Origin of the sequence: Streptomyces deccanensis (assembly GCF_022385335.1) — a bacterium.
In the GTDB taxonomy this organism is placed as follows: domain Bacteria; phylum Actinomycetota; class Actinomycetes; order Streptomycetales; family Streptomycetaceae; genus Streptomyces; species Streptomyces deccanensis.
Genome location: NZ_CP092431.1, coordinates 9,316,382 through 9,335,298 on the forward strand (window position 1 = coordinate 9,316,382; position 18,917 = coordinate 9,335,298).

The 18,917-nt window shown below is 72.0% G+C and carries 22 protein-coding genes; 8 read left to right on the top strand and 14 right to left on the bottom strand.

From position 1 onward, the window contains the following. Positions 1–167 precede the first annotated feature (167 nt). Both L3078_RS41010 and L3078_RS41015 read right to left on the bottom strand, forming a co-directional pair. Positions 168–833, bottom strand: coding sequence for an HAD family hydrolase (locus L3078_RS41010; RefSeq protein WP_239759289.1), 666 nt, complete (start codon positions 831–833; stop codon positions 168–170). A 22-nt stretch (positions 834–855) separates the two neighbouring features. Then, entirely contained in the window at positions 856–1,899 is a 1,044-nt protein-coding gene (locus tag L3078_RS41015) for a PHP domain-containing protein (protein WP_239759290.1), read from the bottom strand. 149 nt (positions 1,900–2,048) lie between these two features. Here L3078_RS41015 and L3078_RS41020 point away from each other — a divergent pair, with 149 nt between their 5' ends. Further along, positions 2,049–2,285: a hypothetical protein gene (locus L3078_RS41020; RefSeq protein WP_239759291.1), complete on the top strand. Its 237-nt coding sequence runs from the start codon at positions 2,049–2,051 to the stop codon at positions 2,283–2,285. Here the strand turns inward: L3078_RS41020 and L3078_RS41025 are convergent. Together L3078_RS41025 and L3078_RS41030 are read right to left on the bottom strand one after the other, a co-directional pair. Continuing rightward, positions 2,266–2,946, bottom strand: a complete 681-nt coding sequence (locus L3078_RS41025; protein WP_239759292.1) for a VanZ family protein — start codon at positions 2,944–2,946, stop codon at positions 2,266–2,268. The two genes, L3078_RS41020 and L3078_RS41025, sit on opposite strands and share 20 nt — an antisense overlap. A 298-nt stretch (positions 2,947–3,244) precedes the next feature. Further along, the gene (locus L3078_RS41030) at positions 3,245–3,901 is read right to left on the bottom strand and encodes a DUF4230 domain-containing protein (protein ID WP_184902648.1); all 657 of its coding nucleotides are present in this window, start codon (positions 3,899–3,901) and stop codon (positions 3,245–3,247) included. Between the two features lie 140 nt (positions 3,902–4,041). Here L3078_RS41030 and L3078_RS41035 point away from each other — a divergent pair, with 140 nt between their 5' ends. Next, positions 4,042–4,998: a ribose-phosphate diphosphokinase gene (locus L3078_RS41035; protein WP_239759293.1), complete on the top strand. Its 957-nt coding sequence runs from the start codon at positions 4,042–4,044 to the stop codon at positions 4,996–4,998. A gap of 26 nt (positions 4,999–5,024) precedes the next feature. Here the strand turns inward: L3078_RS41035 and L3078_RS41040 are convergent, their stop codons facing one another. Both L3078_RS41040 and L3078_RS41045 read right to left on the bottom strand, forming a co-directional pair. Further along, positions 5,025–5,408, bottom strand: a complete 384-nt coding sequence (locus tag L3078_RS41040) for an anti-sigma factor antagonist (RefSeq protein WP_239759294.1) — start codon at positions 5,406–5,408, stop codon at positions 5,025–5,027. A 156-nt stretch (positions 5,409–5,564) separates the two neighbouring features. Next, the gene (locus L3078_RS41045) at positions 5,565–5,993 is read right to left on the bottom strand and encodes a MarR family winged helix-turn-helix transcriptional regulator (RefSeq protein WP_086758576.1); all 429 of its coding nucleotides are present in this window, start codon (positions 5,991–5,993) and stop codon (positions 5,565–5,567) included. Between the two features lie 115 nt (positions 5,994–6,108). Here L3078_RS41045 and L3078_RS41050 point away from each other — a divergent pair, with 115 nt between their 5' ends. Next, complete coding sequence (locus tag L3078_RS41050) at positions 6,109–7,566, top strand: aldehyde dehydrogenase family protein (protein WP_239759295.1); 1,458 nt, start codon at positions 6,109–6,111, stop codon at positions 7,564–7,566. A gap of 77 nt (positions 7,567–7,643) precedes the next feature. Then, positions 7,644–8,753, top strand: coding sequence for an NAD(P)-dependent alcohol dehydrogenase (locus tag L3078_RS41055; protein ID WP_239759296.1), 1,110 nt, complete (start codon positions 7,644–7,646; stop codon positions 8,751–8,753). Positions 8,754–8,890: 137 nt separating this feature from the next. Here L3078_RS41055 and L3078_RS41060 read toward each other — a convergent pair whose 3' ends face one another. Together L3078_RS41060 and L3078_RS41065 are read right to left on the bottom strand one after the other, a co-directional pair. Then, positions 8,891–9,499 carry a TetR/AcrR family transcriptional regulator gene (locus tag L3078_RS41060; protein ID WP_239759297.1) on the bottom strand — a complete coding sequence of 203 codons (609 nt, stop codon included), beginning with the start codon at positions 9,497–9,499 and terminating at the stop codon, positions 8,891–8,893. Continuing rightward, on the bottom strand, positions 9,496–9,858 hold the full coding sequence (locus tag L3078_RS41065) for a DUF1304 domain-containing protein (RefSeq protein WP_045560050.1): 363 nt from the start codon (positions 9,856–9,858) through the stop codon (positions 9,496–9,498). Before L3078_RS41065 ends, L3078_RS41060 begins: the two co-directional genes overlap by 4 nt. A 137-nt stretch (positions 9,859–9,995) precedes the next feature. On the opposite strand from L3078_RS41065, the gene L3078_RS41070 reads away from it, so the two are divergent. Both L3078_RS41070 and L3078_RS41075 read left to right on the top strand, forming a co-directional pair. Continuing rightward, entirely contained in the window at positions 9,996–10,487 is a 492-nt protein-coding gene (locus L3078_RS41070) for a GNAT family N-acetyltransferase (RefSeq protein ID WP_239759298.1), read from the top strand. A 73-nt stretch (positions 10,488–10,560) separates the two neighbouring features. Then, positions 10,561–10,953, top strand: a complete 393-nt coding sequence (locus L3078_RS41075; RefSeq protein ID WP_239759299.1) for a VOC family protein — start codon at positions 10,561–10,563, stop codon at positions 10,951–10,953. Positions 10,954–11,013: 60 nt separating this feature from the next. Here the strand turns inward: L3078_RS41075 and L3078_RS41080 are convergent, their stop codons facing one another. Then, the gene (locus L3078_RS41080) at positions 11,014–11,310 is read right to left on the bottom strand and encodes a DUF4235 domain-containing protein (RefSeq protein ID WP_045560053.1); all 297 of its coding nucleotides are present in this window, start codon (positions 11,308–11,310) and stop codon (positions 11,014–11,016) included. Positions 11,311–11,345: 35 nt separating this feature from the next. Continuing rightward, the gene (locus L3078_RS41085) at positions 11,346–12,362 is read right to left on the bottom strand and encodes a glutathione S-transferase family protein (RefSeq protein ID WP_239759300.1); all 1,017 of its coding nucleotides are present in this window, start codon (positions 12,360–12,362) and stop codon (positions 11,346–11,348) included. A gap of 106 nt (positions 12,363–12,468) precedes the next feature. On the opposite strand from L3078_RS41085, the gene L3078_RS41090 reads away from it, so the two are divergent. Next, positions 12,469–13,563: a cation diffusion facilitator family transporter gene (locus tag L3078_RS41090; RefSeq protein WP_239759301.1), complete on the top strand. Its 1,095-nt coding sequence runs from the start codon at positions 12,469–12,471 to the stop codon at positions 13,561–13,563. A gap of 284 nt (positions 13,564–13,847) precedes the next feature. Here L3078_RS41090 and L3078_RS41095 read toward each other — a convergent pair whose 3' ends face one another. From L3078_RS41095 to L3078_RS41105, 3 genes are all read right to left on the bottom strand, one after another. Next, positions 13,848–14,294 carry a nitroreductase family deazaflavin-dependent oxidoreductase gene (locus tag L3078_RS41095; protein ID WP_239759302.1) on the bottom strand — a complete coding sequence of 149 codons (447 nt, stop codon included), beginning with the start codon at positions 14,292–14,294 and terminating at the stop codon, positions 13,848–13,850. A 192-nt stretch (positions 14,295–14,486) separates the two neighbouring features. Further along, positions 14,487–15,107, bottom strand: a complete 621-nt coding sequence (locus L3078_RS41100; protein ID WP_239759303.1) for a LysE family transporter — start codon at positions 15,105–15,107, stop codon at positions 14,487–14,489. A 300-nt stretch (positions 15,108–15,407) separates the two neighbouring features. Next, positions 15,408–15,980, bottom strand: a complete 573-nt coding sequence (locus L3078_RS41105) for a MarR family winged helix-turn-helix transcriptional regulator (protein WP_239759304.1) — start codon at positions 15,978–15,980, stop codon at positions 15,408–15,410. A 156-nt stretch (positions 15,981–16,136) separates the two neighbouring features. On the opposite strand from L3078_RS41105, the gene L3078_RS41110 reads away from it, so the two are divergent. Continuing rightward, positions 16,137–17,078, top strand: a complete 942-nt coding sequence (locus L3078_RS41110) for an LLM class flavin-dependent oxidoreductase (RefSeq protein WP_239759305.1) — start codon at positions 16,137–16,139, stop codon at positions 17,076–17,078. Between the two features lie 125 nt (positions 17,079–17,203). On the opposite strand, the gene L3078_RS41115 is transcribed toward L3078_RS41110, so the two are convergent. Beyond that, entirely contained in the window at positions 17,204–18,901 is a 1,698-nt protein-coding gene (locus L3078_RS41115) for an amidohydrolase (protein ID WP_239759306.1), read from the bottom strand. Between the last annotated feature and the right edge of the window lie 16 nt (positions 18,902–18,917).

The following is an 18,917-nucleotide window of genomic DNA, read 5'->3' on the forward strand; positions in this document are numbered from 1 at the left end:
CCGAACGATCGTCCCTGTGGGCAATAGGTGAGGCCCGGGGACACTGTCCCATCCACACCCACGGTTGGTTCAACGGGAAAGTACCAGCGGGTGTTCCTTCCGTATCCGGACAATGCCGGTGATCTGCGTCACGTCGCACCAGGCCCCCCAGAGCGGCTCTCACCAGGTCATTCCTCCTGGCCCAGCGGACTCTCCTCCAGGGCGGCCAGCAGATGGGCCGGATTCCGGAACACCGCCTCCGCGCCGGCCGCCTCCAGTTCGGGCCGTGGAATGCCGCCGCAGAGCACCGCCACACAGTGCACCCCGGCCCGGGCGCCCGCCCGCATGTCCCAGACGGTGTCCCCGACGAACACCGACCGCTCGGCTTCGGCCCCCGCCAGTTCCAGGGCCTGCTCGACCGGATCCGGCGCCGGCTTCCCCCGGGCCACGTCATCGGCGCTCGCCGTCGCCATGATGGCGTCGTCCGCGCCGATCGCCCGCCGCAAAGCGGCCAGCTCGGCACCGCCCGCCGAGGTCGCCAGCACCACGCTCCAGCCCTGCCCGTCCAACCGCCGCAACAGCCGCCCGGCGTCCGGCAGCGCGGGCAGCCGGTCGAAGTACGTCCCGTACAGCGCCTTGTGCGCCGCACTCAGCGCGTCCTTCTCCGCGGGGTCGAGCTCCTCGCCCAGCAGATGCGTGATCAGATCACCCGACGGCAGTCCCACCGCCCGGTGCACGTCATGCATGGCCACCTCGTGCCCGCCCTGCCGAAACGCCTCCCACCAGGCGACGACATGGAGATGATTGGTGTCGACAAGGGTCCCGTCGACATCGAACACAGCAGCCTTTTTCATGGCTCACCTTCCTGGGAGACGATCACACCCGCGCCCTGTCCTGCGGAACCTCCCGGTCCCGGGCCCACCCGAGAAGCTCCTCCACCCCCCACGTCGTCACCACCCGCCCCGCCGGCACCCCGCACTCCTCCGCCCGGGCGCACCCGTGCACCTGCCACGTCAGCTGACCCGGTGCGTGGGCGTCCGTGTCGATCGAGAACAGCACCCCCGCCTCCACGGCCCGCCGCAGCAGCCGTCGAGGCGGATCCAGCCGCTCCGGCCGGGAGTTGATCTCCACGGCCGTCCCGGTCTCCGCGCACGCCGCGAACACCGCGTCCGCGTCGAACTCCGACTCCGGCCGCCCCCGCCCGGTGACCAGCCGCCCCGTGCAGTGCCCGAGCACATCGGAGCGCGGGTCGCGCACCGCGGCGACCATCCGCCGGGTCATCGCCCGCGCGTCCATCCGCAGCTTGGAGTGCACGGAGACCACCACCACGTCCAGCCGGTCCAGCAGCTCCGGCTCCTGGTCCAGCGAACCGTCGTCGAGGATGTCGCACTCGATGCCGGTGAGCAGCCGGAACGGCGCCCATGTCTCGTTCAGCGCGGCCACCACGTCGAGCTGCTCCCGCAACCGCTCCGGGGACAGGCCACGGGCGACGGTCAGCCGGGGGGAGTGGTCGGTGAGGACCGTCCACTCGTGGCCGAGGCGCGCGGCGGTCCGGCCCATCTCCTCGATCGGGCTGCCGCCGTCCGACCAGTCCGAGTGCACATGGCAGTCGCCCCTGATCAGTTCCCGCAGGGCCGCTCCCGCGTCACCCTCCGTCAGGGGGGCCTCGGCCTCCTGCTCCAGTTTCCGCAGATAGCCCGGCACCTCCCCGGCCAGCGCCTCACGCGCCACCTGCGCGGTCTTCGGCCCGACCCCCTTCAGCGACTCCAGTGAGCCCGCGGCCGCCCGCTCGGCCACCTCGTCGGCGGGCAGCGCGCCGAGCACGGCGGCGGCCGTACGGAACGCCCGTACGCGATAGGTGGGGGCCAGGTCGCGCTCCAGCAGGAAAGCGATCCGGTCCAGGGCCTCGACGGGATCCATGGCGCCTCCTGCCTTCCGCTTCCAGCGTCGCCCAGCCCCCGGGTACCCGCACGGCGGCCGTACGATCACGGGCGAGGTCGTACGGTCCGGAGCGACCCCCGCCCGTCCTCACCCGGTCACCGGCCGCCGGACCGGCCTACCCTCGAGACATGACCGAAAGCGCGAGCCCCTACATTTCCCATCCCCGGGTCCTGGTGCTCGGGGTGCAGCCCGGTACGCCGCCGTTCCGGATCGTGGAGATCGACGGTCAGGTGGTCGGCGAGGCGAAGCGGCTGACGGACGTCCTCCAGGCGGCCGCCGCGTACGGGGTCGTCGTGCACGACCTCGACGACCCGGACCAGGTCCGCTGGGTGGGCGGCGACAAATTCACCTGGACGCCGCGCTAGCCCCCTTGGACGCGGTGCCGGTCGCCTTGCGCCGGCCCACCCGCAGGCGCTGGAGCCAGGCGCCGCGCGCTGCCTTCCGCGGAGCCGTGGCCTTGCGCTGAGCCGGTGCCTTGCGTTGCGCCGGTGCGGGCTTCGGCTTCTGCGCCCGCGCGTGGACGGCCCGGCCGAGGCGTCGGCCCAGCAGCAGATAGCCCAGCAGCGCGCCCGCCGTGTTGAGGATGACGTCGTCGATGTCGAAGGCCCGCCCGGTGACCAGCGCACCCTGCACCAGCTCGACCAGCAGCATCATCAGCGCGGTCAGCGCGGGCACGCGCAGCAGACCGCGCGCGCCGGGCGCCAGCACCGGCAGCAGGATCCCGAACGGCAGCCCCAGCAGGACGTTCCCGCCGACCTGCTTGAGCGCGTCGCGCGCGTCGGGGTGGTGCCAGTACAGCTCCAGGGAGGCGCCGGGCCGGAGGTTGCTGTGGGTGAGCGCCTCCGACGCCGGGGACGGCTGGAGGGTGATCCCGGCCAGTACCGCCCCGAATGCCACCATCGCCAGGAACGCCAGGGCCATCACCAGCAGCCGCAGGGGCAGCGGGAGCGGCCGCCGACCGCCCTCGGCCGTCGGGGCACGGCGGCTGGAGACGGTGGAACGGGAACGTGACGTGGTGCCGGCCATGCGACCCTCCCGAATTCAACTTCCCTCTGTATCAAGGCTGTTACCCCCGAAGGGGCCCGTGATGCCCGCCCGTGGGGCCCGCGCGCGAGAAAGTCGTCAGCCGGGTACCGGCGGGTTTGGGCCCGTCCTTCGGGGGCACCCGGGGCCCGAGTGACAGGGACCCGCTCCCGTTCGAGGGGCGCCGCCCGGGCGCCCGGGAGCGGTTGGGGCGTGGGAGGGCGTGGACGTACGCAGGTCACGGACGGGCCGGCGTACGACGCGCCCTCCCCGCAGCCGGGGAGGGCGCGCCGGTGTCCGGTCAGGACCCGTACGTCACCTTCACCTCCTCGAAGCCGAGCGACTTCAGCAGTCCTTCGAGCATGTCGGTGGTGTTGGCCTCGGCCCGCTCCGTCAGCTTGCTCTCCTTCGCGGCGTCCCCGATGTGCTTGACGGCGAGGCGCTGCACGGCCTGTTCGCCGTTGGGGTTGTCCGAGAACAGGTCGCCGAGGCGGTCGAGCAGGCCACGCTCCTTGGAGACGGCGTAGGAGTGCTCGGTGTCGAGGGCCGGCTTGCCGAGCTGGGCGTGCGGGAGGTCGATGGTCGCCGAGGTGCGGTCCTCGTTCATCTTCACGTCGTTCTCGCCGACCTTGCCGAGGTCGACATAGGCGTCCACGGTCCCCGCGCCCACGTACAGCGTGCGGGTGCCGCGGATCGCGTCCGGCAGGTACTTGGCGTCCTTCTCGAGGTCGACGACCACCTGGAAGTTGCCCGAGGCGGCGTCGTAACGGCTCATGTCCTGGATGGACTTCAGGAGCGTCGGCCCCGAACGGTCGTGCTCCTCGGTGCCGAACACGTCGTCCAGCCCTCCGAAGACCAGCATCCGCAGCGCGGCCAGCAGCACCACGATGAGGATGACCACGGCGGCGAGCAGCTTGGCCCAGCCGGGCACACGGGTGCGCTTGATGGACGTCGTCATGTCGACGGCCCTCCTTCCTCTTTCAACGAATGCCCTCAAAGGCACGCGGGGAACGCCGAGTTGGCGATTGTCCGGCGGGGAGCGGCCAGTAGCATGAGCCGCGCAACCCGTAATGATCATGTTCATGCGAGGAGCCGACCGTGCGTGACATCGCCGTTTTCACCGGCAGCGCCCACCCCGAACTCGCGGAGGAGGTCTGCGCGCACCTCGGGGTACCGCTGAGTCCGTCCCGGGTGAGCCGGTTCGCCAACGACTGTCTGGAGGTGCAGCTCCAGGCCAACTGCCGGGAGAAGGACGTCTTCCTGGTCCAGCCGCTGGTGGCGCCGGTGCAGGAGCATCTCGTCGAACTGCTGCTGATGTGCGACGCGGCGCGCGGGGCCTCGGCCGGCCGGATCACCGTGGTCATGCCGCACTACTCGTACGCCCGCTCGGACAAGAAGGACGCGCCGCGGATCTCCATCGGCGGGAGGCTGGTCGCCGATCTGATGGTGTCGGCGGGTGCCGGCCGGGTGCTCGCCATGACGCTGCACTCCCCGCAGGTGCACGGGTTCTTCTCGGTGCCGGTCGATCATCTGCACGCGCTGCGCGAACTGGCCGCGCACTTCCGCCGCCACGACCTGTCGCGTACGACGGTGGTGTCACCGGACCTGGGCAACGCCAAGGAGGCGGCGGCGTTCGCGCGGATGATCGGCGCGCAGGTCGCGGCGGGTGCCAAGCAGCGGTTCGCCGACGACCGGGTGAGCATCAGCTCGGTGATCGGCGAGGTCGCCGGGCGGGATGTGATCGTCCTGGACGACGAGATCGCCAAGGGCAGTACGGTCCTGGAACTCCTGGAGCGGCTGCGGGAGTTGGGGCCGCGTTCGATCCGGGTGGCGTGCACCCACGGGCTGTTCGCGGCGGGCGCCCTGAAGCGGCTGAGCGAGCAGCCCGACGTGCTGGAGATCGTCTGCACCAACACCGTGCCGGTCCCCGTGGAGGAGCGCACCGACAAGCTGAAGGTGCTCTCCATCGCCCCGGCCCTCGCGGAGGCCGTACGCCGTATCCACAACGGCGAGTCCGTCAGCGCCCTGTTCGACGCGCCGGCGGGCGGCGAGTGACGCGAGGGCTGACGGCCGGGGCGGGGTCATAACGTGCCGGACGCGGCCTCGGGCAGTTCCAGGGCCGCGTCCAGGGACGGGGCGGGCGGCAGCAGCTTGGCGAGGCCGGTGACCTTGAGGACGCGCAGGGTGAGCGGGTGGGTGCAGACCAGGCGCAGTTCGCCGTCGCGGTCGAGCACCCGCTGCCGGGCCCGGTAGAGCAGCCGCAGCCCGGAGCAGTCGAAGAACTCGACGTGCCGGAGGTCGATCACGATCCGGGCGCCGGGGCGGCCGGTCTCCGCGTCGAGCAGCGGGATGATCTCCACGGCCGCCGCGATGTCGATCTCACCGTGCAGTTCGAGCACGGAGTGGCCGCGGTCCGTGCGGACGCGCAGGTACCCGGTCGCGGGCGGTGTGGGGTCGCTCGACACGACGGCATCGCCTCCTACCGGCCTCTGTGAGGGTGTGAGGGCCAAAACCCTTCCCCGCCCTGCAAGTTACCCTCGTCAGAGTGAATTTCAGCATGTTCGATTGACATATGTCTTCGATTTCTCCGGCAAGCTGTCCGGAGTTTTGCGCAGTGCCCCCTACGACAGCGCGTGCCACGCCTTGGACAGCGCCTGGCGGAACTGGTCGGCCTGGTGCGCGGTGAGGTCGCTGATCATGCGTTCCTCCAGGTCACGCATGGGCTCGGCGTAGCGGGCGAGCAGCTCGCGCCCCTCGTCGGTCAGCAGGATCAGCAGCTCGCGCCGGTTGCGCGGATTGCGCTCGCGGCGCACGAGTCCCCGGTTCTCCAGACTGCGGACGAGATCCGCGACGGACTGGGCCGTGACGAACGAGTCGCGGGCCAGCTGGGCGGCCGAGAGCCCGTCGTGGCGCTCCAGCACCGTGAGCGACGTGTACTGCAGGGCTGTGATCCCGGCCGGCTTCACCAGCTCGTCCAGGCGCGAGCGGACAACGAGCTCGACCTGCTTGACCATGTAGAGAAGGGACGGGGGTGCCTTGGTGCCGACCATGGGGTCAGCGTAAGGCATTGACAGGAAACCTGTGTGTAATGAAACTGCGAACCAACAGGATTCCTGTTGGTTGAAAACTTGGCGATCATCGCTGGACAAGGCTGGGGAGTGGACCATGACGACCACCTTCGAGAACGGGCCCGGGCGGCTGTTCATCGGTGGACAGTGGCGTGAGGCGGCCGACGGAGCACGCGCCGACGTGATCGACCCGTCCACGGGCCAAGTGGTCACGACGGTCGCGGAGGCGGGCCTCGCCGACGTCGACGCCGCCGTACGCGCCGCGCGCGAGGCATTCGACAGCGGCACGTGGTCCGGGCTGAGCGGCCGGGAGCGCGGCCGGATCCTGAACCGCGTGGCCCAGCTCATCCGGGAGAACGCCGACGAGATCGCGGCCATCGAGAGCCGGGACGTCGGCAAGCCCATCACCCTGGCCCACGCGGTCGACGTGACGAACACGGCCAACGACTACGAGTACTACGCCTCCCTCGCCTGGACCCTGGACGGCTCCGCCCGCGACGTCCCGAACAACCGCCTCGCCTACACCAGGCGCGGCCCGATCGGCGTGGTCGGCGCGATCACCCCGTTCAACTTCCCCCTGATCCTGGCCGGCACCAAGATCGCCCCGGCTCTCGCGGCCGGCAACACGGTCGTCCACAAGCCGGCCGAGGAGACCCCGCTCAGCGCCCTCTACATGGCGGGCCTCCTCAAGGAGGCGGGCGTCCCGGACGGCGTCTACAACGTCGTCACCGGCACGGGCCCGGTCGCGGGCGAGGCGCTGCTGCGCAACCCCGGCGTCGACAAGATCGCCTTCACCGGCTCCACCGCCACCGGCCGGCACGCGGCGAGCGTCGCCGGGGAGGGCCTGAAGCAGGTCACCATGGAGCTGGGCGGCAACGCGGCGCACGTCGTCTTCGAGGACGCCGACATCGAGAAGGCCATCGGCGCCATCATCGGGGGCTTCGTCTTCAACACCGGCCAGTTCTGCATGGGCGGCCCCCGCCTGCTGGTCGCCCGGCCCGTCTACGAGACCGTCCTCGGCATCCTCGCCGACGCCGTGCCCGGTGTCCCCATCGGCGACCCCCGGCAGCCCGAGACCGTCATCGGCCCGATGGCCGGCGAGCGGCACCTGAAGAAGGTCGAGGAGTACGTCGAGCTGGCCCGCAAGGAGGGCGGTCGCATCGTCTGCGGCGGCGAGCGCCTCGACCTGAACGGCGGCTACTACTACAAGCCCACCGTCATCGCCGACCTCGCCAACGACTCGCGGGTCGTGCAGGAGGAGGTCTTCGGGCCGGTTCTCACCGTGCAGCCCTTCGACTCCGAGGACGAGGCCGTCGAGCTGGCCAACTCCACGCCGTACGGCCTGGCCTCCGGCATCCAGACCACCAACCTCACCCGCGCCCACCGCGTCGCCGACCGCCTCCAGGCCGGCATCGTCTGGGTCAACGAGTGGCCGATGCTCGACCCGGCCGTTCCCTTCGGCGGGGTGAAGGCCTCCGGCTTCGGTCGCGAGTACGGCCCCGAGGCCCTGGAGTCCTACACCAAGGTCAAGTCCGTCGTCGTCTCGCTCGGCTGAGCGCCTTTTCCCGGGATCACCCGGTGAGCCGCGGGACCGGTCCGGCGGCTCACCGACAGAACAAGGAGTTCATGAGCATGTCCACCACCACACGTGCCGCCGTGGTCGAGTCCGGGGGCGCTCCCTTCACCCTTTCCGAGGTCGTCCTCGACCAGCCGGCGCAGGGCGAGGTCCTGGTCCGCATGGTCGCGGCCGGGCTCTGCCACACCGACCTGGGCGTCGCGAGCGGCGGGCTGCCCTTCCCGCTGCCCGGCGTGCTGGGCCACGAGGGTGCCGGTGTCGTCGAGGCCGTCGGCCCGGGCGTCACCACCGTCGCGCCGGGCGACCACGTCGTGCTGTCCTTCACCTCCTGCGGCGGTTGCCAGAACTGCCGCGACGGCCACCCGGCTTACTGCGCCACCTGGCTCCCGCTGAACCTGCTCGGGGGCCGCCGCGCCGACGGCACCAGCACCATCAGCCGGGACGGCCAGGACCTCGGCGGCCACTTCTTCGGCCAGTCCTCCTTCGCCGAGCGGGCCCTGGTCGACGAGCGCGGCCTCGTCAAGGTCGACCCGGACGTACCGCTCGACTCCATCGCCCCGCTCGGCTGCGGCGTCCAGACCGGCGTCGGCGCCGTCTGGAACGTGCTGGAGCCCCGGCCGGGCAGCACCGTCGTGGTCCTCGGCGCCGGAGCCGTCGGCCTCTCCGCCGTGATGGCGGCCAACCTGACCCCCGCGACCACGGTCGTCGCCGTGGACAAGGTCGGCGAACGCCTGGAACTGGCGAAGGAACTGGGCGCCACCCACACGGTGAACGCGAGCGAGGTCGCCGACCTCACCGAGGCGATCATGGAGATCACCGGCGGCCGGGGCGCCGACGGCGTCGTCGAGACCACCGGCAGCGTCTTCGTGCTCCGCAAGGGCGTCGACGCCCTCGCCGCGCGCGGCACCCTCGTCATCGTGGGCGCCCCGCCGTTCGGCACCGAGGTCTCCCTCGACGTCAACGGCATGCTCGGCGGCAAGCGCGTCGTCGGCCTCACCCTCGGCGACAACGAGATCCAGACCGCCATCCCGGTCCTCGTCCAGCTCGTCAAGGAGGGCAAGCTTCCGCTCGACCGGCTGATCAGCCGCTACAAGTTCGAGGACATCGACCAGGCGGTCGCCGACATGAGCGGCGGCAAGAGCATCAAGCCGGTGCTCACCTTCTGAGTCCCGGCCGCCCTCGACGCCCGGGAGCCGTCCGCGCCCCGGACCACCCGAGAAGCCATCTCCCGCCGGGGCACGTCACTCCCCACGTGTCCCCGGCCCTGTGGGTGACCTGTCCACCAGGTCACCCACAGGGCTGTTCAGCGGCTGCGGTGCAGGGCGACCAGCAGCTGCCACGCCTGGTCGGCGATCTCCCGCGGGGTGCCGTCGAGGAGGCCGTGCAGCCAGTCGGCGAGGACGCCCGCGAAGGTGGCCGCCACGGCGGACGCCACCAGCGGGGCGTCCGCGGCCCCCGCGAGCTCGCGCTCGCGCAGGCTGTAGGCGCGCAGGTCCCGGTGCAGGACCCGGCCGAGCGGCCCACCGCCACCGGGCAGGAGCAGCGCGCGGTACAGGGCGGCGTGCGGTGCGAGACCGGCGAAGAACTCCGGCAGGGCGGCCGGCGCCCGCACCGGGTCGGGGCGCCCACGCCAGGCGTGCAGCGCCTCCACGGCCTCCCGTACGACATCGGCGCAGGCGTCGACGGCCAGCGCCTCCAGGTCGGGGTAGTGCACGTAGAACGTGGCCCGGCCGACCCCCGCCCGGCGGACCAGCGCGGCCACGCTGACCTCGTGCAGCGGGTGCCGGGCGCACTCGTCGAGGAGGGCCTCCCGCAGCCTGGCCCGGGTGCGGGAGGCCCGGGGATCCTCCGTGGCCCGGGGCTCCTGCGCGGGCCGGGGCTCGTGTGCGGGCCGGGGCTCCCCGGGGGTCATCCGGCGACGAGGACGGCGGCCAGGGCGAGCGCGCCGGGCAGCGCCTGGGCGACGAGGATGCGGCGGTTGGCGGTGGCGGCGCCGTACACGCCCGCGACGATCACACAGGACAGGAAGAAGATCTGCGCCCGGTAGCCGGTGGGGTCGTCGGCGATCAGGCCCCACACCAGGCCGGCGGCGAGGAAGCCGTTGTAGAGGCCCTGGTTGGCGGCGAGCGAGGCGGTCCGCCGCGCCATCTCGGCGTCCAGCCCGTGGAAGGACATCCCCGGCTTCTTCTGCCACAGGAACATCTCCATCACCAGGATGTACGCGTGCAGCAGGGCCACCAGCGCGACCAGCACGTTCGCCAGGATCTCCATGGTCAACAGACTCCGTCGTTCACTCGATGTCTCGGATACTTCTTGGACAGGTGTCCACTATAGCTGGACGGTCGTCCAGGAAGTCCAGACCTTCAGGCTGCGACGGGTTGTCAGTGCCGACCGCTAGGTTCCGGCCCATGAGTGAGCCAGAGGTGAGTGAGCCAGAGGTGATCGTGCGGCGGGCCCGCGCCGAGGACGTGCCGGGGATCGTCGTCTCCAGCTCCCTGCTCTTCGCCGAGGACGGTGGCGAGCGGGACCCGAGCCTGAACGTGGACTGGCCGCGCCTGCACGGCACCGAGGCCTTCACAGCCGCCCTCCAGGACCCGGGCAGACTGCTGCTGGCCGCCGTGTGCGACGGTGAGGTGGTCGGCCATCTGTCGGGAGCGATGTCCGGCCCCACCGCCATGCGGCCCGTCGGATCGGCGACCCTCATGGCGCTGTACGTGCGGCCCGAACACCGGCGGGCCCGGGTCGGGGCCCGGCTGGTCGACGCCTTCCTGGCGTGGGCGCGAGAGGGGGGTGCGGCGCACGCGGAGGTGACCGCCTCGGCGGGCAACGCGGACGGCATCCGGTTCTACGAGCGGGAGGAGTTCCGTCCCCAGGCGGTCACGCTGCGGCTGAACCTGTAGTCCGCGGGTACCCGGGGAGCGTATGGGCGGCGGTGGACCGTCCCCCGCGCCCGGGATCCCGTACGGAGGAGACATGGCACTGGTACAGGCGGGTTTCGTGGTGCTGGACTGCGCCGAGCCGGAGAAGCTCGCGGTGTTCTACAAGGAGCTGCTCGACGCGCGGGAGACGGACGCGACCGCCAACCGCGTCGAGATCGAGGGCGCGTGCGGTACCCGGATGGCGTTCCGCCGGGACGTCAACGCCGTCCCGCCCAGCTGGCCCCGCCCCGAGAACTCCCTCCAGGCCCATCTCGACTTCTACGTCGAGGACCTCGACGAGGCCGAGCGGCTGATCGTCTCCCTGGGCGGACGGCCCGTCGACACCAAGGAGGCCAGCGGCCCCTTCGAGGAACGCGGCTACTCCGACCCGGCCGGCCACTCCTTCACCCTCCGCCGCGAACACCCGACGGCCCCGAAGCAGGGCTAGCCGGGCGAACGAACGGGCGGGTGGCCCCGCGTGGGGAGACCACCCGCCCGGACCCCGCTGTCAGTCGCGGCCTCCCTTCTCGGGGGCCGGCCAGACCCCGGTGGACCGTTCGATGGCCTTCGCGCCCGTGCGGTCCACGGCGCTGCGCACGACCGCGAAGATCGCGCCCTGGACGGCCGCCGCCAGCAGGATCTCGCCCCAGCCGCGGTCCCGGTCCAGCGCGTCGGGCGCGTCGTCCTCGTGCCGGATCAGCTTCCAGGTCTTGCGGAACGCGGCCGAGGCCACCGCACCGCTCACCCAGCCCAGCGCGAAGCCGACCGGCTTGTAGGCGACGGGCAGCTTCTTCTTCTTGGACATCTGGTCCTCCTCCTTCGCTTCGTGATGCCGTCCGGTCACGGACGGCCCTGCGGGGCCACGACCTCGGCGGCCGGCACCGGCCCCGGCGGCGTGCCGTCACCGAACGGGCTGCCGCCCAGATCCGCCCGCCCGTGGGGGGCGAGCCAGCCCGCCAGATCCGGCCCGAGCGGCACCACGGCGGTCGGGTTGATGCCCGTGTGCACCTGGTAGTAGTGCCGCTTGATGTGGTCGAAGTCGACGGTGTCGCCGAATCCGGGGGTCTGGAAGAGATCACGGGCGTACGCCCACAGCACCGGGTCCTCCGCCAGCTTCCAGCGGTTGCACTTGAAGTGACCGTGGTAGACGGGGTCGAAACGCACCAGGGTGGTGAAGAGCCGGATGTCCGCCTCCGTGATCGTCCCGCCCACGAGGTAGCGCTGCCCCGCCAACCGCTCCGACAGCGCCTCCAGCCGCCGGAACACCCCGGCGCAGGCCTCCTCGTACTCCTCCTGCCCGGTGGCGAAGCCCGCCCGGTACACGCCGTTGTTGACGTCCTCGTAGACCTCCGCCATCACCGTGTCGATCTCGTCGCGCAGGGCCTCGGGATACAGGTCGGGCGCGCCCTCGCGATGCAGGTCCGCCCACTCGGTGGCGAGGTCGAGGGTGATCCGCTGGTAGTCGTTGGTGACCAGTTCACCGCTCGGCACGTCCACGACCGCCGGGACGCTGACCCCGCCCGGGTAGTCGCTCTCCCGCGCGTCGTACGCCTCCTTCAGGAAGCGGATGCCGAGCACCGGGTCGCGGCCGTCCGGGTCCAGCGTGAACCGCCAGCTCCGGTCGTCCTGGATCGGGTCGGCGACGGCCATCGACAGGGCGTCCTCCAGGCCCAGCAGCCGCCGCGAGATCACCGCCCGGCTCGCCCAGGGGCAGGCCCGGCTGACCACCAGCCGGTAACGGCCCGCCTCCACCGGCCAGCCGTCACGGCCGTCGGCGGTGATCCGGTCCGCGAAGTGGCTCCTGGACCTCTTGAACGCCTTCCGCCCGTACGCCTCGTTGCCCTCACCGACACTCATGCCGTCCGTCCTCCCGGCCCGTCCGGATACGTCTGCCCTGATGAGGGTTCCCCGATTTACGCGACCCCCACGGTGTGAGCACGACCGGTCGGGGCAAGCGGCGAACGTGACCCGGACACCACAAGACACCGAGATGGCAGACGAACGGGGCGGGGCGGTTCTCGAAGGACCGGGGACCCGTGAGGAAAGCGGGACGCGGAAGGAAAGCGGGACGCGGAAGGAAGGCGGGACACGGGAGGAGAGTGAGACGCGGGAGGACCGCAGGACCAGGATCACGGTCCTCGTCGCCCTGGGCGCCAACCTCCTGATCGCCGCGGCCAAGACCGTCGGCGGGCTCCTCGCCGGATCGCCCGCCCTCCTCTCGGAGGCCGCCCACTCGGTCGCCGACAGCCTGAACGAGGTCTTCCTCCTCGCCGCGCTGCGCCGCAGCCGCCGCCCCGCCGACGCCCGGCACCCCTTCGGCTACGGCAAGGAGCGCTTCTTCTGGTCCCTGCTGGCCGCCGTCGGCATCTTCGTGATGGGCGGCTGCTTCTCCTTCTACCAGGCCGTCCACGCCTTGACGTCCGAGAGCGCGGAGTCCTACGACGGCTACATCGCCGGTATCGCCGTCCTCGGCGTGGCCCTCCTCTCCGAGGGGGCGTCACTGCTGCGCGCCCTGCACCAGGTGCGGCGGCAGGGCGGTGTCGACGGACTGAGGGACCCGGCGCTGCGCACGGTCGTCGCCGAGGACGGCACGGCGGTCCTCGGGGTGACGCTCGCGATCGCCGGGATGGCCCTGCACATGGTCACCGGCCAGGTGATCTGGGAGGCGTCCGCCTCGTTCGCGATCGGGGCCCTGCTCGTGTACGTCGCCTACTGGCTCGGCCGGGACGCCCGGGAGCAGCTCATAGGGGTCGCGGCCGACCCCGAACCGAGCAGGAAGATCCGCTCCCTGCTGGAGGCGCAGCCCGAGATCGACACCGTCGAGGCCCTGCTCACCATGCAACTCGGCCTGGATTCGACCCTGGTGGCCGCGCGGGTGGACCTGGTCCCCGGCCTCGACAGCGAGGAGGTCGAGCAGGTCGCCGTCCGCATCAAGGGCTCCATCGCCCATGTGGTGCCCGAGGCCGACCAGATCTTCCTCGACGTGACGGAGAAGACGGGACCGGGGGAGCGGGCAGGGGAAAGCCCCGCGGCGACGGGGGAACGCGGCGGGGCCTGAGTCTCGGGTGCCCGGCCCTTCGGGGAGCATGCGCGTCGAAGCGAACTTTTTCTCGCCGGGTGCGGGTGCGGGTGTGGGTGTGGGTGTGGTGAGGCCGGGGTTCGTCTGCGGGCCGGTGGGGCTTCTCGCGCAGTTCCCCGCGCCCCTTGAGGGCCGGCAGGGCCTCAAGGGCCTGCCGGCCTTTCGGGCCGAAAAAGCAAGGGGGGCAGCCCCGCTTTTTCAGGGGCGCGGGGAACGGCGCGACCAGCCCCCACCGGACCCGCACCCGACGACGCGCCGCCCGGTCACCCCTCCACCGGCTCCAGCACGAAGACGGGGATCTCGCGGTCCGTCTTCTTCTGGTAGTCCTCGTAGGGCGGATACGCGGCGACCGCCCGGTCCCACCACTCGGCCTTCTCGTCCCCGGTGACCTCACGCGCGATCAGGTCCTGCCGGGTGGGCCCGTCCTGGAGCTCCACCAGCGGGTCGGACTTGATGTTGTGGTACCAGACCGGGTGCTTGGGCGCGCCGCCCTGCGAGGCCACGACCGCGTACCGACCCTCGTGCTCCACCCGCATCAGCGGCGTCTTGCGGATCTTCCCGCTCTTCGCGCCGCGCGTGGTGAGCACGATGACCGGCAAACCGGTGTCCATCAGTGTCGTGCCCCGTGTGCCGCCCGAGCTCTCGTACAACTCGACCTGCTCGCGCACCCACTGGGTGGGGCTGGGCACGTACTCGCCCTCAAGAGGCATGGCTACCGTCCCTTGCTGTCGCGTACAGACTTCTTCCGCTACCGATTCTTCCCCGCATTCAACACCGGCCCCACGCGGAATCATCCTCATCGGGCCACGCCCGCCCGGGACTTGTGAAGTCGTCGGCCAGTGCGAGCGCGGCCCGCTCGGCGTCCGAGCAGTACGGCGCCTCGCGCCAGGCGGATGTGACGGCTACGGCATCAGCACCGCGAGTCCCGCGATCACGGCGCTCGACACGAGACCGGTGACCAACCGCCCCCGGTGTCCGGTCAGCGCACGGCCCAGCAGGGCGCCACCGCCGGCGAGCAGCAGTTGCCAGCTCGCCGAGGCGAGGAACGCGGCGAGGACGAACACCGCTTGTTCCAGGGGGCTCACGGCCTCGGTGGCGCGGCTGCCGAGCACGAGCGCGGCGAAGTAGACCACCGTGGTGGGGTTCAGCAGGGTGATGCCCAGGAGGGCGAGGTAGGCGCGTGCCGGGCCGACCGGATCCCGCTGCGCCCGGGTGGGCAGACGCCGGGCGCGGTACTGGCGCACGGCCCCGACCGCGCCGCGTACCGCCAGCGCCAGGAGCACCAGGGCCGAGGCCCAGCGCAGGGGGGTGAGCACCGGTTGCAGGGCGTTCGCGAGGGCCGTACCGCCGAGGGCGGCGAGCAGGGCGTACAGCCCGTCGGCCGTCGCGACGCCGAGCGCGGCGCACACCCCGGTCCGAAGGGAGGTGCGGGCGGTGAGGGAGACGAGGTAGGTCGCGACGGCTCCGACGGGGATGGCGATGCCGTACCCGGCGAGGAGCCCCGCGACGAGCGCGGCCGTCATGACCGGGGCGGTGTCGGCCCCCAGGGTCGGCCCGACTGCTGCTGTCCCCGCACCGACGAGACGGTGGCGAGGGACGGCGTCGGGGAGGCGTGATGGATGAACATGGGCAGATCCTGGGGGCCGGCGCCACGGCCCCGCAACCGAATTAGGTGGCGGGGCGACAGCGGTTGAGACCCGGGGCAGTGACGCCCGATCGGCCGGGGCCCTTGACCGTGGATTCGGCGTCCGCCTACTTTGTTTGCATCCAAACGATCGGGAAGGTCCTGAGGTGGACGGACAGGTGCGTCGGGCGGGGATCCGTCATGCCTTCGGGCGGCGGCCGCTGCGTCGGGGTGCGGGCTCGGCGCCGTTCAGCAGAGTGCGGCGGCGCTCCTCGCCGTGTTCCTCGACCTGGAGCACGACACTGCGCAGTCCCTCCGCGAGGCTCCGGCACTCCGCGTCGCTGAGCTGCCCGGTGACGAAGGCCTCCTCCTCGTTGAACGCCGGGAACACCCGCCGCATCAGCTCCTCGCCCTCGTCGGTGAGGGCCAGCAGCACCAGCCGCCCGTCCGTCGGGTGGTCCGCCCGCCGCACCAGCCCCCGCGACTCCAACGTCCGGGCCACCCCCGTGAGCGTGCCCTTGGAGATGCCCGCCTCCTCGGCCACGTGCCGGGTCTCGGACTCGCCCCACACCCACACGACCCACAGCACCACGAAGGCCGTCCAGGTCAGGTCGGAGCCGCGCAGCACGGAGTTCTCCAGGTGCTGTCGCACCGCCGACGCGGCCCGGTAGATGTTCGCCACCGCCGCCATCTGGTCCCGGCGGATCGAGAAGTCCCCGAGCTTCGCCGCGGCGAGCTTCTCGGCTTCGGTGATGGATCGCTGGCCGGGCACGGGTGCTCCTTCGGTCTCACGGCCGGACGCGAGGGCCCAGTGCGGCCACCCCGGTCCCGGTCCGTCGTTCATGCGGACATCAGGTAGTTCGAGCGTTGGATCGTTCGGTCGTTCCGTCATTCGGGATCAAATTGTACGGAGGAGAGGGAATCCCCCATGAGCACCACCCCCCGCATGCTGCTGGTCCTCAGCGAGAACTGGACCCTCACCGGCGGCCGGGCCGACCTGCCCACCGCCGTCCGCTGGGCACGCGAGGCCGAGGACGCCGGGTTCGACTCCGTCATGGTCAGCGAACACATCGTGCTCGGCCCCGACGCCGCCGCCGACGGCATCATGGGCAATCCTCGCGACTACGCCCTCCCCGGCAACCAGGACCCCTACACCCCCTGGCCCAACTCCCTCCTCCTGCTCGCCTCCATCGCCTCCGTCACCGAACGCCTGCGCCTGGCCGCCGCGGCCGTCCTCGCCCCGCTGCGCCACCCCCTGCTGATGGCCAGGGAACTCGGCACCCTCGACCTGCTCAGCGAGGGACGGCTGCTGGTGCAGCCCACGGTCAGCTGGAGCAGGGACGAGTACGACGCGCTCGGCGTGCCCTTCGGCAGACGGGGCCGGCTGCTCGACGAGCACCTGGAGGTCTGGGCCAAGGCCTGGGGGCCGTCCCCGATCTCCCACGACAGCGAGCACTACCCGTTCCGGGACGTCTACTTCGAGCCCAAGGCGTACCGGCCCGAGGGGCCGCGGCTGTGGTTCGGCGGGCAGCGCCTGCACGGCCCCGTCCTGCGCCGGCTGGTCCGGTACGGCCACGGCTTCCACCCCCTCGGGCGCCCGACACCGGACGACCTCAAGGCGCTCGACGAGGCCATGACCGCCGCCGGACGGGACGCCGCCGAACTGGAGATGATCGGCGGCACCCAGGCGGTCTTCCCCGACGACCGCGCCCCGGCGGACCTCGGGGCGGCCCTCGCCTCCATCCCCGAGCAACTGGAGCAGGGCTTCACGACCTTCTGCGTCAAGCCCAACCAGTTCATCGACGACCCCGACAAGGTCGGCGCCTTCTGCGCGGAGGTCATGCGGAGGGTCGAGGCACTGACGAGCTGACGTCCGAGCCGACAGGTCGCCCTCCGGACAGCGGACGAGCCGACAGGTGCGCCCTCGGGCCGGCGGACACGACGAGGCCGGTGCCGCGCGCTGCGGCACCGGCCTTCGCCTCGCGGCCCCTCGGCTCAGCGCTCGAAGACGACCCCGCCGTCGAACACCGTCATGTCGACCTCGACCCCGGTGATCTCATGGGGGTCCAGGCCGAGCAGCGGCCGGTCCAGGACGCACAGGTCGGCCACCTTGCCCACCTCCACGGACCCCTTCCACTCCTCGGCGAAGTCCTGCCGCGCCGGGTTGATCGTGTACGCCCGCAGCGCCTCGGCGAGTTCCACCCGCTGTTCGGGACCGCTGACCCGACCGCTGGCCTTCGACTCGCGCAGCAGCATCCCGGCGACGCCCTGCCGCCAGTCGGGCTCCGTGATCGGCGCGTCCGAACTGGCGCACACCGCCACGCCCGCGTCGAACGCCGACCGCGCGGGCCACTGGTACGCCGACCGCTCCGCGCCCACGACCTCGGCCATCAGATCGGAGATCGTCCACTTGATGGCGGGGTTCATGTTGACGCCGTAGCCGTGCGCGGCCAGCCGGGCGAGGCTGTCCGCGCCGATGAAGTCGCCGTGGATGACGTAGTGCCGGGCGTCGGCGCGCGGCACGGCCTCCTGCGCCGCCGTGAACGCGTCCACCACGAGGTCGATGGCCCGGTCGCCCGTGACGTGGACCCCCAGCTGGTAACCGGCCTCGTGCGCGGTCCGGATCATGTCGAACAACTCGTCGACCTGCAGCTCGGGCGTGCGCCCGTGCACACAGAGGGAGCCGTGGCCGCCGCCGACGTAGGGCTCGTTCATCCAGGCCGTACGGTTCGGCGGCACCCCGTCGGCGAAGATCTTCACGCCGATGGCGTTCAGCAGCCGGGGATCCGCCGACTCCGGCCGGTGCAGCTCGGCGAGGCCCTTGCGGACGTCGTCGGCGGAGCCGCCGATCGGCGCGGGCAGGAGCAGGACGCTGACCCGGGCGTGCAGCGAGCCGGTCGCCGCCAGGTCCGCGTACGCCGTCCAGTTGTCGGTGCTCAGCCCGCCGAACAGGGTCTCGGCGCCACCGGGGCCGAGACCCGGCTCGGTGTAGCTGGTGATGCCGCGCGAATGGAGCTCGGCGACGACGTTGCGGATGGCCTGGCGACGCTGGGCGACCGTGGGGGAGGGCAGGGCGGCCTGGAGCAGGACACCGGCCGCCTCGCGCAGGATCCCTGTGGGCCGGCCGTCGGGGTCGCGGTCGACGACGCCGCCGTCCGGTGCCACGGTGTCGGCGTCGATCCCGCAGCGGCGCAGCGCCTCGCTGTTCGCCCACACCATGTGCTGGGAGAAGTCGGTCAGACAGACGGGATGACCGGGCGCCACCGCGTCCAGGTCGGCGCGGTGCGGGAGGCGGCCCGGCTCGGCGAGGCACTCGGCGAGATAGCCGGGGTCCCAGCCCAGACCGACGATCCACTCGCCGGGCGCGGCGGCCCGCGCCGCCGCGCCCACCACCCCCGCGATGTCGGCGATCGACCCCACCGCCGGGTGGCCCACGTCCAGGGCGAACGGAGGCTTGGACAGCCCGTACGCGGCGCCGTGCAGATGCGAGTCGTTGATGCCCGGCAGCACGGTGCGCCCGGCCAGCTCGACGATCCGGGTCGTCGGCCCGGCCAGGGCGCGCATCTCGGCGTCCGTGCCGACCGCGACGATCTCCCGGCCGCGCACGGCCACACCCTCGGCGACCGAGAAACCGGCGTCGACGGTGACGACCTGACCGCCGGTCAGGACCAGGGTGGGGGAAGTGTCGCTCACGAGGACCTCTCTGGGG